The organism is Aeromicrobium sp. IC_218 (assembly GCF_004336805.1).
Taxonomy (GTDB): Bacteria; Actinomycetota; Actinomycetes; order Propionibacteriales; family Nocardioidaceae; genus Aeromicrobium.
Genome location: NZ_SJXM01000020.1, coordinates 1 through 14,730 on the forward strand (window position 1 = coordinate 1; position 14,730 = coordinate 14,730).

Below are 14,730 nucleotides of genomic sequence, written 5' to 3' on the forward strand. Positions count from 1 at the left end.
GGTCAGCACACCGGCAGCGCCGGCGGCGACGCTCAGGCGCGCTTCTTGAGCTTGCGCCGCTCACGCTCGGACAGACCGCCCCAGATGCCGAAGCGCTCGTCGTTCTCGAGCGCGTACTCCAGGCACTCCGTGCGGACCTCGCAGGTCGTGCAGACCTTCTTGGCCTCGCGCGTCGAGCCGCCCTTCTCGGGGAAGAACGCCTCGGGGTCGGTCTGGGCGCACAACGCACGCTCCTGCCAGGAGAGCTCTTCAGCGTCTTCCAGCGGCAGGTCCACACCCAGATCGAATGACATGGGTGAAATTACAGTCCTGCGAGACGGCCTGAGTCAAGCCGAACGCCGAAATATCACGACGACCCGCCGCAGAACCACCCCGACACGCCGGACGAGGACGTCTTTGGCACCATGGCGGCCATGCGCGTCACCGTCCTCGCCGGGGCCGAGTCGGCCCCCTTCGTGCGCGAGCTGGCCTCCCTCCTCCCCGCCCACGACCTCACCGTCGTGGCCTCCGTCGCCCGCGACCAGTGGGTGCACGGGCTCAAGCGGACGCCGGACGCCGACGCGCTGCTCGACGGCCTGCGGGCCGAGCCGTCGTCCGCGACCAGCCGGGTCGCAGAGGAGCTCGCCGCCCTGGGCGCCGAGCCGCGCTGGGCGCACGACGACGACGCCACGCTGGCCCGCCAGGTGCTGCGCACGGAGCTCTTGGCCGCCGGCTTCGGGCTGGCCGAGGTCACCGCGGCCCTCGCCGCCCGGCTCGCACTCCCGGCGACGGTCGTCCCGGTGTCCGAGCACCGCACCGAGCTGCACGTCGTGGTCACCGACGCCGGCGAGCGTCGCGCCGTCCACGTCGAGGAGCACCTCGCCACCGGCACCGCCGAGGCCGAGTCCCTGGTCGTGGTGAGCACCGACGACAGCGCCTCGGACGCCGCCCTGGCCGCGGTCCGCGACGCCGACGTGGTCGTGCTCGCCCCGGTCCGTCCCACCGTCACCCGGACGCCGCTGCTGCGGGCCGGCGGCCTGCGCGACGCCCTGGCCGCCCGCCCGGCGCCGCTGCTCGCCGCCCCCGAGGCCGACGACCCGCTCGCCGCGCTGGCCGACCCGCTCGAGCTGCCGGTCACCACGGTCGGCTCGCCCGCCGACGTCGCCGCGGCGGTGGGCGCATGACCACGCTGACCTCGCTGCTCGCCCGCCGTCGCGAGCCGGGCCGCCCCTTCGTCACCTTCTACGACCTGGGCAGCGGCGAGCGCGTCGAGCTCAGCACGGTCACCACCGCCAACTGGGTCGCCAAGACCTGCGGCCTGCTCGTGGACGACCTCGACGTCGAGCCCGGCACCCGGGTGCGCATCGGTCTGCCGACCCACTGGGAGCGCGTGGTCTGGGCGCTCGCCTGCTGGCAGGTCGGCGCCGTCGTCGTCGACACCGACGCCGAGGTCGGCGTGACCGGGCCCGACCTCGACGCGTCCGAGGACGTCCGCGTCGCGCTCTCGCTGCGTCCGCTCGGCCTGCCGTTCGAGTCCGCCCCCGCCGGCTTCGTCGACTACAACGGCGTCGTCGCCGGCCACCCCGACGTCTTCGTGCCGGTCGACGAGCCCGGCGAGGACGACCTCGCGCTCGGGCTCGGCGGCCTCGTGATCACCCACGCCGCCCTCGTCGCCGGGGCCGGCGCCGACCGGGCCCGCCGCCTGCTCGTGGACGCCGACCTGGCCGCCGAGTGCGCGGCCGTGGTGGCCGCGGCGGCCGGGGACGGCAGCCTGGTCCTGGTCACCGGCGGCACCCCCGCCGACGTCGAGCGGGTCGCCGCGCAGGAGCACGCCGAGCCGGTCCGGCCGTGACCCCATGCCCTAGACTCGCGTCGGTCCCGGCACCGTCCGGCGGCGCATCCCCTCGCACGAGTAGGAATCCATGAACCTGGCAGCGTACGCGGAGCAGCACGGCCTCGGCCGGGTCGGCGCCCGTCCCCCGCTCGGGGCCTACCTGCGCGAGACCTGGAACCGGCGCGAGTTCATGTGGCTGCTGGCCCTGTACCGCGTCCGCGCCGACAACCAGCGCAACCAGCTGGGCCTGGCCTGGGTCGTCCTCCGGCCGGTCATCAACGCGGTCGTCTACGGCACCGTCTTCGGCTTGATCATGGGCGGCGCGAAGCCCGACCGGTTCATCGAGTTCCTCATCGTCGGCGTCTTCTTCTTCGAGTTCTTCTCGCGGACGTTCACCAGCGGCGCGAAGTCGATCACCAGCAACCGGGCGCTCGTGCAGAGCCTGCGGTTCCCCCGCATCGTCCTGCCCATGGCGCGCGTGCTCGAGGAGCTCGTGCTCTTCATGCCCACGCTGGCGGTGCTGCTGATCTTCGTCACGGTCAAGGGCAACACCCCGCAGTGGCACTGGCTGCTGATCGTGCCGCTCGTGCTGCTCTACACGATGTTCAACGTGGGGCTCACGCTCATCACCTCGCGCCTGTCGGTGCACCTGAGCGACCTCAGCGAGATCCTGCCGTTCATCAGCCGGCTGCTGTTCTTCTCCACCGGCATCTTCTTCGACCTGTCCAGCCGGTTCGAGGGCAACGAGGTCGCCCTGCGCATCCTGGACTTCCAGCCGCTCCACGAGCTGCTGACCCTGGCCCGTGGCCTGCTGCTCGACGGGCAGTACACCGTCGACAACCCCTGGTACTGGCTGTACTTCGCGGTGTGGTCGCTCGTCCTGTTCGTGGTGGGCATCGTGTTCTTCTGGCAGGCCGAGGAGCGGTACGGACGTGACTGAACCCCAGCCGGGCCGCCGCCCGTCCGTCGTGGTCGAGCACGTCTCGGTCGACTACCACGTCAAGACCGGCCGCAAGGGCCCCGACGGCACGCGCGCGCCGCGCACCCGCGTCGTGAACGCGCTCAAGGACGTCTCGTTCGTGGCGTACGAGAACGACAGCATCGGCGTCATCGGCACCAACGGCTCGGGCAAGTCGACGCTCATGCGCGCGATCGTGGGCCTGACGCCGGTCTCGGCCGGCGCCATCCACGCCAGCGCGAACCCCAGCATGCTCGGCGTCGGCGCGTCCCTCATCAAGGACCTGTCCGGCGCGCAGAACATCATCCTGGGCGGCCTGGCCATGGGCTTCACCCGCGAGCAGATCGAGGCCGCCTACGACGACATCGTGGTGTTCTCGGGCCTGGGCGACTTCATCGAGCTGCCCATGCGCACGTACTCCTCGGGCATGACCGCGCGGCTCAAGTTCGCCATCGCGACGGCCCGCACCCACGAGATCCTCATCGTGGACGAGGCGCTGGCCGTCGGCGACAAGCAGTTCCGCGAGCGCAGCGAGGCGCGCATCCGCGACATCCGCGACCAGGCCGGCACGATCTTCCTGGTCAGCCACTCGATGACCTCGATCCTGGACACCTGCAACCGGGTGCTGTGGATCGAGAAGGGCGAGCTGCTCATGGACGGCGAGCCCGGCCCGGTCATCGAGGCCTACCGGGAGCGCTGAGCCGCTCCCCCGCCGGCGGTGGGTCCCGAGGGCCCGCCCGGCGCCTGCGTCAGCAGGCCTTCTCGAGGTCGTCGGACTGGTTCGCCCGGCGCGGGTCCTTGCGCGGGTCGGCCCCCTCGACGGTGATCTTCGGCTTGGCCAGCGGCGACAGCGTCGCGTTGCGGACGCCGTTGGAGGAGTAGGTGCCCTCGGACTTGGCCACGGCCTGCTGCACCATGCGGCGCACCTTGTCGAAGTCGGGGTCGCTGGTGTTCACCTGCGGCGGGACGATCGAGACCGACGAGACCTTCTCCTTGCGCGCCTTGAGCGCCAGGTCCAGGAACGCGCCCACGTCGCCCTGCGGGATGCTCGTCTCGAAGAACGACTCGGCCGAGTCGGCGATGGCGTCCAGCTTGGTGAGCACCTTCTGCGGGCTCAGCTGGCCGAGCATCTCGGTCATGATGCACTTCTGCCGGCCCATGCGGGAGTAGTCGTCGTTGTCGACGCGGCTGCGGGCGTACCAGGTGACCTGGCGGCCGGTGAGGTGGCGGCGCCCCTCCTTGATGTAGCCGGTGACCGGGGCGCCGATGCCGCCGATGGCGGTGCGCTCCTTGACGTCCAGCGTGACGCCGCCGAGGGCGTCCACGAGGTTGGCGAAGCCGTTCATGTTGATGATCGCGTAGTAGCCGATGTCCAGGCCGGTGGTCTCCTCGACCGCCTCGACCGTCGCGTCCATGCCGGGGTGCTTGGTGTCGAACAGGTCGGCGTGGTCGTTGGCCCACGTGTTGACGCCGTTGAGGTAGCAGTCGGTCTCGCACGAGAACCCGTCCGGGAACTGCTCGTGCATGACCGTGCCCTCGGGGAACGGGACGTTCTGCAGGTTGCGGGGCAGGCCGACGAGCACGGTGCGGCCGGTCTCGGCGTCGATCGAGGCGACGTTGATCGAGTCCGGGCGCAGGCCGACGCGGCCCTTGCCGGAGTCGCCGCCGAGCAGCAGCACGTTGTAGCGGCCGTCCGCCGCCGTGCCCTCGGCCGCCTTGCTGGCGGCGCCGGAGCCGGTGACCGAGCCGATGAGCTTCTGCTGGGCCGACACGGTCTGCGAGGCCAGGATCATGGTCGCGGCGACGCCGATGCACAGCGCGCCGTTGAGCCCGGCGACGACGGCCCGGTGGCCGCGGCGCAGGTCGTGCGGGGCGCCGAGGCGCCAGGCGTCGATGAGCAGCCCGGCCCAGGCCACGGCACCGACGATGAGCAGCAGGCGCAGCGGACGCATGACCCAGCCGTCGGTGAGCAGCGTGAACAGGGTGGCGCGCGAGAACAGGTAGACGATGACGGCGGCGACGGCCAGCGCGATGACCGTGAGCCAGACACGGATCGCGAGGCGCCCGACGCGGCGGTTGCCGGCCACGACCTGGGCCGAGCCCGGCATGACGAGCGTCATCGCGGTCAGGGTGAGCGCGCGGCGGAACCGGACGGCCGCCGAGCGGTCGGCCGTGTGGGCGCTGGAGCTGATGGCGTCGGGCATGGGTCCTCTGCGTGCGTGGGGAAGGTGTCGAGGTCGAGCCAGTATGGTCACGAACCCTCAACCCCGGGTCGAGGGCGCGCCGGGACACGCCGCACTTTTCCCGGGCCCGCGCTGCGCGGGGGCCCATCACCGGTCCGGTAGCCTCGGCGCCATGCCCAGCGGCCCCGACGAGAAGCGCTACGACTGGCTGTACGACGACGGAACCTCCCGTCCCGCGCCGCGTGCCGCCGACGAGCTCCCCCCGCCCGACCTGCCGCCGCCCGGCGGCCGTGGCGGCCGGGGTCGCGACCGTGACCGCGGCGACGGTGGCGGACGCCCGCGCAGGAAGCGCCGCTTCGGCGTCGGGAAGATCATCGCGCTGGTCGTCGTGGCCTGGATCGTCTTCCTGGTCGCCGTGCCCGTCTGGGCCTGGAACCAGGTCGCCCGGGTCGACGCCGACCCCGACGAGCGCCTGGCCGACCAGCCCGGCACGACCTACCTCGTCGTCGGCTCCGACAGCCGCAAGGGCCTGACCAAGGACGAGCGCAACAAGCTCAACACCGGCGGCGACTTCGGTGAGCGCACCGACACGATCATGCTGCTGCACGTCGGCGGCGGTCCGTCGCTGCTCATGTCGATCCCGCGCGACTCGATCGTCGACATCCCCGGCCGCGGCGAGAGCAAGATTAACGCGGCGTACGCCTACGGCGGCCCCGAGCTGCTGGTCAGCACCATCGAGGAGAACACCGGCATCCGGGTCGACGACTACGTCGAGATCGGTCTCGGCGGCCTGGTGAACCTGGTCGACTCCGTCGGCGGGGTCGAGATCTGTCCGAAGGAGCGCCTGCGGGACCGCGACTCGGGCCTGAACGTGAAGGCCGGGTGCCAGGAGGCCGACGGCGTCACCGCGCTGGCCTACTCACGCAACCGGCACGCGTACGCCACGGGCGACATCCAGCGCGTCCAGGCCCAGCGCGAGGTCATCGGCTCGATCGGCAGCAAGCTGCGCTCGCCGGCCACGGTGCTCAACCCCTTCCGCTACCTCTCGGTGGCGAAGGGCGGCTCGACGGCGCTGACCATCGGCGACAACGTCGGCCCGATCTCGCTGGCCCGCTTCGCGCTGTCGCTGTCGTCGGTCATGGGCGGCGACGGGCTCAACTGCACGGTCCCGCTGGCCGACTTCTCGGTGCGCTGGGACAAGAAGCGCTCCGAGGAGATGTTCGACCTCATCGCCAGCGACCGCACCGAGGACGTCGGCAGCCTCTGCACCAAGGACGGCCTGCCCGCCGGCGAGTGACCCGCACGGTTTGACGGCCCGGGGCGGCGGGCACCGCCCCGGCATGAAGATCGTCGTCACCGGTGCGACCGGCAACGTCGGCGGCGCGGTCGTCCGGGCGCTGGCCGCCGACGACCGCGTCACCGAGATCGTCGGCCTGGCCCGCCGCCTGCCCGACGCGGGCGTCCCCAAGACCACCTACGCCGTCGCCGACGTGGGCGAGGACGACCTCGAGCCGCACTTCGCCGGCGCCGACGTCGTCGTCCACACCGCGTGGCTGTTCCAGCCGACGCACTCGCCCACGGTGACCTGGCAGGCGAACGCCGTCGGCAGCGTCCGCGTCTTCGAGGCCGCGGCCCGGGCCGGCGTCGGCGCCCTCGTCCACACGTCCTCGGTCGGGGCCTACTCCCCCGCGCCGGGACGCACGGTGGACGAGTCGTGGCCCACGCACAGCCAGCCGCACGCCGCCTACGGGCGCGAGAAGGCGTACGCCGAGCGGGCGCTGGACACCCTGGAGGCAGCGCACCCGGACCTGCGCGTGGTGCGGATGCGCCCGTGCTTCATCCTGCAGCGCAGCTCGGCGTCGGCCCAGAAGCGGCTCATGGCGGGCCCGTTCGTGCCGACCGCGCTGGTGCGGCCCGGACGCCTGCCGGTGGTGCCGTGGCCGCGCGGCATGGTGCTGCAGACCATGCACACCGACGACGTCGCCGAGGCGTTCCGCCTGGTCTCCCTGGACGAGCGCGCCCACGGCGCCTACAACGTCGCGGCCGGGCCGGTCATCGACGCCGAGACGTTCGGACGGGTCATGGACGCCAAGGTCGTGCCGGTGCCGGACGTCCTGACCCGTTCGGCCCTGTCGGCGCTCTGGCACCTGCACGTCGTCCCCGCCGAGCCGGCGCTGTTCGACCTGCTGCGCAGCCTGCCCCTGCTGGACGCGTCGCGGCTGCGCTCGCTCGGCTGGTCGCCTCGGGTGCCGGCCGACGAGGCACTCCGCGAGGTGCTGCACGGCATGGCCGACCACGCCGGCGGCTCGTCGCCCTCGCAGGCCCCGGACTCGCCGTCGACGCGCGCCGACGAGGTGCGCACCGGCGTCGGCGAGGCGTCCAGCCCGCCGGAGTAGGTCGCCGGACCCGCCCGGTCGCCCCCGGGGTCGGCCTAGCCTCGCGAGATGAGCGAGGAGAGCACCGCACGCGACGCGCCCCTGTGGAGGCGGCCGTACCTGCTGGCCGCCCTGGTCTTCGGGCTCGGCTGCGTGGTCGCCGGCGGCGTCGCGGTCTTCGTCACCGACAACGAGCTCGGCTCGGCCTCCCTGGTGGCGGCGGGCGTGGCCGTGGCCGGCTTCGGCGTCTTCGGCGACCGCGTCCGCTCCGTCGAGGCGGGTGGCGTCAAGCTCGGCCTGGAGCAGCGGGCGGAGCAGGACTTCGTCGCCGCCGCCCAGGCCCGGGCGACCGGTGACGTCGAGCGGGCCGCCCGGCTCGAGCGCCGGGCGGCGATGCTGAGGACGACCGCCGCGGCGGTGGGCACGCGGTACGAGCACCTGCGGGCCTCCCAGCCGTCCGGCTGGGACCGGACCAAGCAGCTCGAGGCGGTCATGCAGAGCGCCCGCGACATGGACACCAGCGCACTCTCGCCGGCGGACGTGGAGGACGTCTTCGACACCGGCGGGGAGGGCAACCGCGTCGTCGCCCTCGCCCTGATCGAGCGCGACCCCCGGCTGGCCACGCTGGAGGTGCTCAAGCAGGCGACCGTCCACAGCCGGTCGTCCTTCGAGCAGTACCACGGCCTGTCGGCCGCGGAGGCCGCTCTGCCGTTCCTGAGTCCCGACGACCGGCTGCGGCTCCGGCGGGCGGTCGAGGCCCTGCTCATCGGCCCGTTGGGCGACAGCAGCTCGGACCGCCGCACGGTGGCGCGACGGATCCTGGACGCCACCCGGGCGGACGAGGAACGCGTCGGTGACGGCGTGGTCCCCGGCCCGCCTGAGGACCGGGGCTAGGCCGGCACCGGCTCCTGCCGCCGCCCGGTCGCCGTGGCCGCCGCCACGAGCGTCAGCGCCAGGCCGGCGACGGTCACCGCGGTCAGCGGCTCGCCGAACATGACCGCGCCCCAGACGCTCGTCACGGGCGCGACCAGGAACATGAGGCTGTTGACCGGGACGACGCCGATGCGCTCGACCAGCAGCCAGTACAGGCCGTAGCCGCCGAGCGTCGCCAGCACGACCAGCCAGGCCGTCGCGACCCAGAAGTCGCGCGAGGCCGGCGGCACGGCCGTGCCGGTCAGCACCGCGGCCGCCGTGAGCAGCACCGCGGACGTGGCCGCGTGCACGGCCAGCGCGGTGAGCGGCGGGGTGGCCAGGGCCGCCCGCCGCTCGACGATGGTGGACGCGAGCAGGCTCAGCATCCCGCCGAGCGGCACCGCGTAGGCCCAGACCGGGACGTCCCCCGCTCCCGCCGTGAAGTCCGCCCACGACACCAGCAGCACGCCGGCGAGGCCCAGGGCCAGGCCGACCCACTGCCGTCCGGACACCGCCGCGCCGAGCAGCGGGCCGACGAGCACGGCGGCGACCAGCGGCTGCACGCCGTCCACGAGCGCCGTGGTGCCGGAGCTGACCCCGAGGTCGATCGCGCCGTAGACGGTGAGCAGGTAGCAGGTCTGCGACAGGACGCCCACGACGACGTGCACCCGCACCGCGCGCCAGGACAGGCCAGCCCCGGGCCGGGCGCGACGTCGCCGTTCGAGCCACCAGGCCAGCGGCACGAGCAGCACGGCGGCCGGCAGGGCCCGCCACATGAGCAGCGTCGTCGGAGCCGCCTCGCCGGTGCCGAGCTTCGCGCCGACGAAGCCGGACGACCAGCAGACGACGAACAGCACCGCCAGCCCCGCCGAGGCCAGCCCGCCGGACGGAACAGATATACCGATCGGTCTACTCATGGCGTCGAATATACCGGTCGGTCTACCAGACGGCTATCCTGGAGCCATGACGATCGAGTGGACGCCGAAGGCGCGCGCCGTCCTGGACGCGGCGTCCGAGCTGTTCTACGCCCACGGCATCCACGCCGTCGGGGTCGACGCGATCGCCGAGCGGGCCGGCGTCACCAAGAAGACGCTCTACGACCGCTTCGGCTCCAAGGACCGGCTGGTCGCCGAGTACCTGGGTGCCCGCGACGCGCGCTGGCGCGAGCGCCTGGACGCCCGGCTCGCCGAGGCCGGGGACGACCCGTCGGACGGTCTGCGCGCGGTGTTCGACGCCGCCGCCACCTGGGCCGAGGCGGAGGGCACCCGGGGCTGCGCGATGGTCAACGCCCACGCCGAGATCGCCGAGGACCACCTGGCCCACGAGCCGACCGCCCGGCAGAAGGCCTGGACGCGCGAGCTGTTCGTCGGCCTTGCCACGGACGCGGGCGCCGCCGATCCCGAAGCGTTGGGCGAGCAGCTGATGCTGCTGCACGAGGGCGCGGTCGTGACCGCGGGCCTGCACGCGATGGGCGACCCGTTCGCCCGGGCCCTCGCCGCGGCCGAGACGCTGCTGGCCGCCGGCGGACGCGACGGCGCGCGATAGCCTGCGGCCCGTGACCGACCCCAGCGCCCCGGCCCACGACGTCTTCGCCCTCTCCCTGGAGCGGCACGAGCACCAGGGACTGCGCAAGCTGCGGCTGCTCGCCTGGTCCGCCCTCGCGCTCGTCTCCCTGGGCGCGGTCGACACCCCGTCGGTCGGCGAGTTCGTCCTGCGCCGCCGCTCCGACGGCGCCGAGGTGCTGCGCATGGACGCGGAGTCCCAGGAGGAGACGAGCATCCTTCAGCACGAGCTGGAGTCCCAGCTCCGGACCCTCACCGCCTTCGCGTTCGCCGAGCGCTGGAGCTTCGCGCTCTAGCCCGCCGGCGCTCGTAGCCTGGGTCGATGACGCGCTTCGCCATCGACGCGGCCACGCTGCTGCACGTCGTCGAGTCCGGCCTCGAGCTCTCCGCCGACCACCAGCTCGTCGCACCGCGCTCGGTGCGCACCGACGCGCTGCAGCTGCTGCTGGAGGACGTGCGGGCCGGACGCCGCACCGAGCGAGAGGCGCGGGCGTTGCACGACCCGGTCACCGAGCTGAAGTTCCGCGCCCTCGGCGACCGGGTGACCCGCGGGGTCGGCTGGCGCCTCGCCCTCGAGCACGACGGTCTCGGCGTCGCCGCCGCCGAGTACGTCGCCGTCGCCCGTCAGCAGGCCGACGTCCTCGTCACCACCGATCCGGCACTCGTGACCGCGGCCGAGGGCGTCGTCCCGGTCGTCGGCCCCGACGCCCTGCACGGCGCGACCTGACCCGGACGCACGAGGGCCCCGCGACCGGCTCGGTCGCGGGGCCCTCGTCGCGGGTGCGTCAGATCGACTGGATCCCGGCCAGGAGCTGGCGGGCCATGACGATGCGCTGCACCTGGTTGGTGCCCTCGTAGATCTGGGTGATCTTGGCGTCGCGCATCATCCGCTCGACCGGGTAGTCGGCGGTGAATCCGTAGCCGCCGAGCAGCTGCACGGCGTCCGTGGTCACCTGCATGGCCACGTCGGAGGCGAACGCCTTGGCCGCGGCACCGAAGAACGTCAGGTCCTTGTCGCCGCGCTCGGAGCGGCCGGCGGCGGCGTAGGTGATCTGGCGCGCGGCCTCCACCTTCATGCCCATGTCGGCGAGCATGAACTGGATGCCCTGGTTGTCGCTGATCGGCTTGCCGAACTGCTTGCGCTCCTGGACGTAGCCCAGCGCGTAGTCGAGCGCGCCCTGCGCGACGCCGACCGCCTGCGCGGCGATCGTCACGCGCGTGTGGTCGAGGGTCTGCATGGCGTAGGCGAAGCCCTTGCCCTCCTCGCCGATCAGCCGGTCGGCCGGGATGCGGACGTCGTCGAGGTAGACCTCACGCGTCGGCGAGCCCTTGATGCCGAGCTTGCGCTCCTTGGCGCCGAACGAGACGCCCGGGTCGGACTTCTCGACGACGAACGCGCTGATGCCCTTGCTGCGCTTCTCCGGTTCGGTCATCGCCAGGACGGTGTAGTACTCGGACTCGCCGGCGTTGGTGATCCACCGCTTGACGCCGTTGAGCACGTACTCGTCGCCGTCGCGGACCGCGCGGGTCCTCTGCGCCGCGGCGTCCGAGCCGGCGTCCGGCTCGCTGAGGCAGTACGAGAACCCTCCTTCGCCGCGGGCCAGCGCGCCGAGGTACTTGGCCTTGAGCTCCTCGTTGCCGCCGATCTGCACGGGCAGCGAGCCGAGCTTGTTCACCGCGGGGATGAGCGAGGCCGACACGTCGACCCGGGCGACCTCCTCGATGACCAGCACGGTGGCCAGCGCGTCGGCACCGGCGCCGCCGTACTGCTCGGGCACGTGCGGGGCGTGGAAGTCGGCGGCCAGCAGCGCGTCGGCGGCCTCCTGCGGGAAGCGGGCCTGCTCGTCGACGTCGGCGGCGTGCGGGGCGATCTTGGCCTCCGCGAGCGCGCGGACGGCCTCGCGGATCGCCTGGTGCTCCTCGGAGAGGGCGAAGAAGTCGGACACGGGTTCTCCCAAAAGGTAGGACGACCTAGTAATCGTATCCGCGCCGCCCACGGCGTCCGCAGCGCGTCCGGGGTGCGGGCCCGCCCGGTGGCCCGGAGGGTGGACGCATGACGCGCTCCTTCACCGGCCACATCGCCGGCCTCGGCACCACGAGCGGCACCCGGCTCGTGCTGGGCCACTGGCTGACCAGCCCGTTCGGCTCGTTCGCCGACGTCATGGTCGAGGAGCCCGACGGCATCCGGACGCTGGTGGCGCCGAGTGCGGAGCTGGGCGAGTTCGTGGCGTCCACGTACACCTTCGACCAGGTCGTCGTGGAGCCGGTCGAGGTCGTCCCCGGTCCGGTCTGGCGCGTGACGACGCCGTCGCTGACGCTGTCGTTCGCAGTCGGCGCGCGCCACCCCGTGGCCCTGCCGCTGCGGCTCGTGCCGCCCCCGGTCGGACGCTCGCAGGCCTGGGCGCGGGCGGTCGACCCGCTGGCCCGCCGGCTCATGCGCGGCGTGCGCACCTACGGCAGCGCGGGCAACGGCGACCGGGTCGAGTGGTACGCCGCCCGCGACGTGCACCGCCTGCGCTCGGCGTCCGCCCGCTGGCGCGGCACGGACCTCGGCGACCTCGCGCCGGTCGACCCGCCCGTGCGGTTCGGCTTCGGCTCGGCCCCGCGCACCCCGACGCTGACGCACCTGACCTCGTACGTCGCCGACCGGGCTCAATAGCACCTCAACGACACGGTGCGCCACCGCTAAGCGACCCAGAAGCACCCAACGCGACGAAGATCACACGCCCTCGCGGCGAGTCTTCGGGCCGATCGAGCGACACTGGAGGGGAGGGTCTGTCGTGCCGTAGCCCCGGACCCCCGCACCTGTCGTCGAAGCGGAAGTTGGTTCCCTGCGTGTCCGAGAGCGCGAACGTGCCGGCCGTCTCCACCCCCTCGTCCGTCTCGCCGGGCACCACCGACGTCCTGCTCGTCGGCGCGGGGATCATGAGCGCCACCCTCGGCACCCTGCTGAAGATGCTGCAGCCGGACTGGACGATGAGCGTCGTCGAGCGCCTGTCGCAGCCCGCGCAGGAGAGCAGCGACCCGTGGAACAACGCCGGCACCGGCCACTCCGCGCTGTGCGAGCTGAACTACACGCCGCAGAAGGCCGACGGCAGCGTCGACGTCAGCAAGGCGATCACGGTCAACGAGCAGTTCCAGCTGTCGCGCCAGTTCTGGTCGTTCGGCGTCGAGAACGGTCACCTGGCCGCCCCGTCGAGCTTCATCAACTCCGTCCCGCACGTCAGCTTCGTCACCGGCCAGGCCGACGCCGAGTACCTGCGCAAGCGCTACGACGCGCTCGCCGGCAACCCGCTGTTCGAGGGCATGGAGTACGTCGACGACTCCGCCGAGTTCGCCAAGCGCCTGCCGCTCATGGCCCAGGGCCGCGACGCCGCGCAGAAGGTCGCGCTCAACTGGAGCGACAACGGCACCGACGTCGACTTCGGCTCGCTGACCCGCCAGCTCGTCGCCAACCTCTCCCAGCGCGGCGCGGACGTCCGCTACGGCACCGAGGTCGTCAAGCTCAGCCGCGACGGCGAGGGCTGGGCGGTCACCCTGCGCGACCTGGCCACCAAGCAGAAGACCCGCGTGCGCGCCCGCTTCGTGTTCGTCGGTGCCGGTGGCGGCGCCCTGCACCTGCTGCAGAAGTCGGGCATCAGCGAGATCAAGGGCTTCGGCGGCTTCCCGGTCAGCGGCCAGTTCCTGCGCTGCCTGGACTCCTCGATCGCCGAGCAGCACGACGCCAAGGTCTACGGCAAGGCCGCCGTCGGCGCCCCGCCGATGTCGGTGCCCCACCTGGACACCCGCGTCATCGACGGCCAGCGCTCGCTGCTGTTCGGCCCGTACGCCGGCTGGTCGCCCAAGTTCCTCAAGGCCGGATCGGTCACCGACCTGCCGCGCTCGATCCGCCCGAACAACCTGTTCTCGATGCTCGGCGTCGGCCTGAACTCGTTCTCGCTGACCAAGTACCTGATCGGCGAGCTGCTCAAGGGCCAGGAGAAGAAGGTCGAGGCGCTGCGCGACTTCGCCCCGCTCGCCGAGTCCGGCCAGTGGGAGCTCATCACCGCCGGCCAGCGCGTGCAGGTCATCAAGCGCAACGGCGCCAGCGGCACGCTGGAGTTCGGCACCTCGGTGGTCAACGCCGCCGACGGCTCGATCGCCGGCCTGCTCGGCGCCTCCCCCGGCGCGTCCACCGCGGTCGCCGCGATGCTGGACGTCCTGGAGAAGTGCTTCCCCGACCGCATCGACGGCTGGCGTCCGCAGCTCAAGGAGGTCGTGCCGTCCTACGGCGTGCACCTGCGCGAGAACGCGTCGCTGCTGGCCGACCTGCGCGCCTACACCGACAAGACGCTGCAGCTCGCCTGAGCCGCCGACGAAGGGCCCCTCCCGCGCGGGAGGGGCCCTTCGTCGTCCCCGGCACCGTCTAGCGTCGGGGTCATGGACACCCGTCTGCACTTCGTCACGCTGGCCACGCCCGACCTCGACGCGTCGCGCCGGTTCTACGCCGAGGGCTTCGGCTGGGAGCCGATGCTGGTCGTCCCCGGCGAGATCGTCTTCGTCCAGGTGGCCCCGGGCCAGGTGCTCGGCCTGTTCGACGCCGCCTCGTTCGCCCGCGACGTCGGCGACCCGGTGGGCGGACCGTCCGGTCTCTCGCTCGCGCACAACGTCGGCTCGCGCGAGGAGGTCGCCGCGCTCGTCGAGCGGCTCGGCGCGTCCGGCGGCGACGTCGTGAAGCCGCCCCAGGACGGCGCGTTCGGGGGCATCTTCCACGCCTACGTCCGCGACCCCGCCGGAGCGCTGTGGGAGGTCGCCCACAACCCGGGCTGGACGATCGCCGACGACGGCACCGTCAGCTTCGCCTAGCCGCGCGACTCACCCGAGCCGGGCGCTGCCGCGAAGTGTGCCGAGTCGGACGCCTGACGGCGTCCACCCCCGTCCGTCCCGA

General features: G+C 72.9%; 17 protein-coding genes. 13 read left to right on the forward strand and 4 right to left on the reverse strand.

All coding sequences use genetic code 11. The features are described 5' to 3' along the window. Positions 1-32 precede the first annotated feature (32 nt). A complete protein-coding gene (locus E0W78_RS15780) occupies positions 33-293 on the reverse strand; it encodes a WhiB family transcriptional regulator (protein ID WP_049798078.1) in 261 nt (86 codons plus the stop codon). 120 nt (positions 294-413) lie between these two features. On the opposite strand from E0W78_RS15780, the gene E0W78_RS15785 reads away from it, so the two are divergent. The 4 genes from E0W78_RS15785 to E0W78_RS15800 all read left to right on the forward strand — a co-directional run bounded on the left by E0W78_RS15785 (position 414) and on the right by E0W78_RS15800 (position 3,471). Beyond that, positions 414-1,163, forward strand: coding sequence for a 2-phospho-L-lactate transferase CofD family protein (locus E0W78_RS15785; RefSeq protein ID WP_165570541.1), 750 nt, complete (start codon positions 414-416; stop codon positions 1,161-1,163). Then, positions 1,160-1,831, forward strand: coding sequence for a TIGR03089 family protein (locus E0W78_RS15790; protein WP_131404897.1), 672 nt, complete (start codon positions 1,160-1,162; stop codon positions 1,829-1,831). Before E0W78_RS15785 ends, E0W78_RS15790 begins: the two co-directional genes overlap by 4 nt. A gap of 70 nt (positions 1,832-1,901) precedes the next feature. Further along, positions 1,902-2,753: an ABC transporter permease gene (locus tag E0W78_RS15795; RefSeq protein ID WP_131404898.1), complete on the forward strand. Its 852-nt coding sequence runs from the start codon at positions 1,902-1,904 to the stop codon at positions 2,751-2,753. Beyond that, positions 2,746-3,471 carry an ATP-binding cassette domain-containing protein gene (locus E0W78_RS15800; protein WP_131404899.1) on the forward strand — a complete coding sequence of 242 codons (726 nt, stop codon included), beginning with the start codon at positions 2,746-2,748 and terminating at the stop codon, positions 3,469-3,471. The genes E0W78_RS15795 and E0W78_RS15800 overlap by 8 nt, the downstream gene beginning before the upstream one ends. A 49-nt stretch (positions 3,472-3,520) precedes the next feature. Here the strand turns inward: E0W78_RS15800 and E0W78_RS15805 are convergent, their stop codons facing one another. Next, positions 3,521-4,975, reverse strand: a complete 1,455-nt coding sequence (locus tag E0W78_RS15805; protein ID WP_131404900.1) for an LCP family protein — start codon at positions 4,973-4,975, stop codon at positions 3,521-3,523. Between the two features lie 151 nt (positions 4,976-5,126). Between E0W78_RS15805 and E0W78_RS15810 the strand changes: the two genes are divergently transcribed. The 3 genes from E0W78_RS15810 to E0W78_RS15820 are packed head-to-tail and all read left to right on the forward strand — an operon-like array spanning position 5,127 to position 8,223. After that, positions 5,127-6,251 (forward strand): LCP family protein, encoded by a 1,125-nt coding sequence (locus E0W78_RS15810; RefSeq protein ID WP_131404901.1) that lies wholly within the window; start codon positions 5,127-5,129, stop codon positions 6,249-6,251. A gap of 43 nt (positions 6,252-6,294) precedes the next feature. Continuing rightward, positions 6,295-7,350 (forward strand): NAD-dependent epimerase/dehydratase family protein, encoded by a 1,056-nt coding sequence (locus E0W78_RS15815; protein ID WP_131404902.1) that lies wholly within the window; start codon positions 6,295-6,297, stop codon positions 7,348-7,350. Between the two features lie 48 nt (positions 7,351-7,398). Next, positions 7,399-8,223: a hypothetical protein gene (locus tag E0W78_RS15820; RefSeq protein WP_131404903.1), complete on the forward strand. Its 825-nt coding sequence runs from the start codon at positions 7,399-7,401 to the stop codon at positions 8,221-8,223. Here the strand turns inward: E0W78_RS15820 and E0W78_RS15825 are convergent. Next, positions 8,220-9,158 carry a DMT family transporter gene (locus E0W78_RS15825; protein WP_131404904.1) on the reverse strand — a complete coding sequence of 313 codons (939 nt, stop codon included), beginning with the start codon at positions 9,156-9,158 and terminating at the stop codon, positions 8,220-8,222. The two genes, E0W78_RS15820 and E0W78_RS15825, sit on opposite strands and share 4 nt — an antisense overlap. A gap of 46 nt (positions 9,159-9,204) precedes the next feature. On the opposite strand from E0W78_RS15825, the gene E0W78_RS15830 reads away from it, so the two are divergent. The 3 genes from E0W78_RS15830 to E0W78_RS15840 are packed head-to-tail and all read left to right on the forward strand — an operon-like array spanning position 9,205 to position 10,530. Continuing rightward, entirely contained in the window at positions 9,205-9,786 is a 582-nt protein-coding gene (locus E0W78_RS15830) for a TetR/AcrR family transcriptional regulator (protein WP_131404905.1), read from the forward strand. A 10-nt stretch (positions 9,787-9,796) separates the two neighbouring features. Next, positions 9,797-10,099 (forward strand): hypothetical protein, encoded by a 303-nt coding sequence (locus E0W78_RS15835; RefSeq protein ID WP_131404906.1) that lies wholly within the window; start codon positions 9,797-9,799, stop codon positions 10,097-10,099. 26 nt (positions 10,100-10,125) lie between these two features. Next, the gene (locus E0W78_RS15840; RefSeq protein WP_131404907.1) at positions 10,126-10,530 is read left to right on the forward strand and encodes a hypothetical protein; all 405 of its coding nucleotides are present in this window, start codon (positions 10,126-10,128) and stop codon (positions 10,528-10,530) included. A gap of 58 nt (positions 10,531-10,588) precedes the next feature. On the opposite strand, the gene E0W78_RS15845 is transcribed toward E0W78_RS15840, so the two are convergent. Continuing rightward, positions 10,589-11,749, reverse strand: a complete 1,161-nt coding sequence (locus E0W78_RS15845) for an acyl-CoA dehydrogenase family protein (protein WP_207392792.1) — start codon at positions 11,747-11,749, stop codon at positions 10,589-10,591. Positions 11,750-11,856: 107 nt separating this feature from the next. On the opposite strand from E0W78_RS15845, the gene E0W78_RS15850 reads away from it, so the two are divergent. From E0W78_RS15850 to E0W78_RS15860, 3 genes are all read left to right on the forward strand, one after another. Next, entirely contained in the window at positions 11,857-12,462 is a 606-nt protein-coding gene (locus tag E0W78_RS15850; protein ID WP_131404909.1) for a hypothetical protein, read from the forward strand. Positions 12,463-12,638: 176 nt separating this feature from the next. Beyond that, the gene (mqo, locus tag E0W78_RS15855; RefSeq protein WP_242686388.1) at positions 12,639-14,150 is read left to right on the forward strand and encodes a malate dehydrogenase (quinone); all 1,512 of its coding nucleotides are present in this window, start codon (positions 12,639-12,641) and stop codon (positions 14,148-14,150) included. Between the two features lie 72 nt (positions 14,151-14,222). Then, entirely contained in the window at positions 14,223-14,648 is a 426-nt protein-coding gene (locus E0W78_RS15860; RefSeq protein WP_131404910.1) for a VOC family protein, read from the forward strand. The last annotated feature ends 82 nt before the right edge of the window (positions 14,649-14,730 follow it).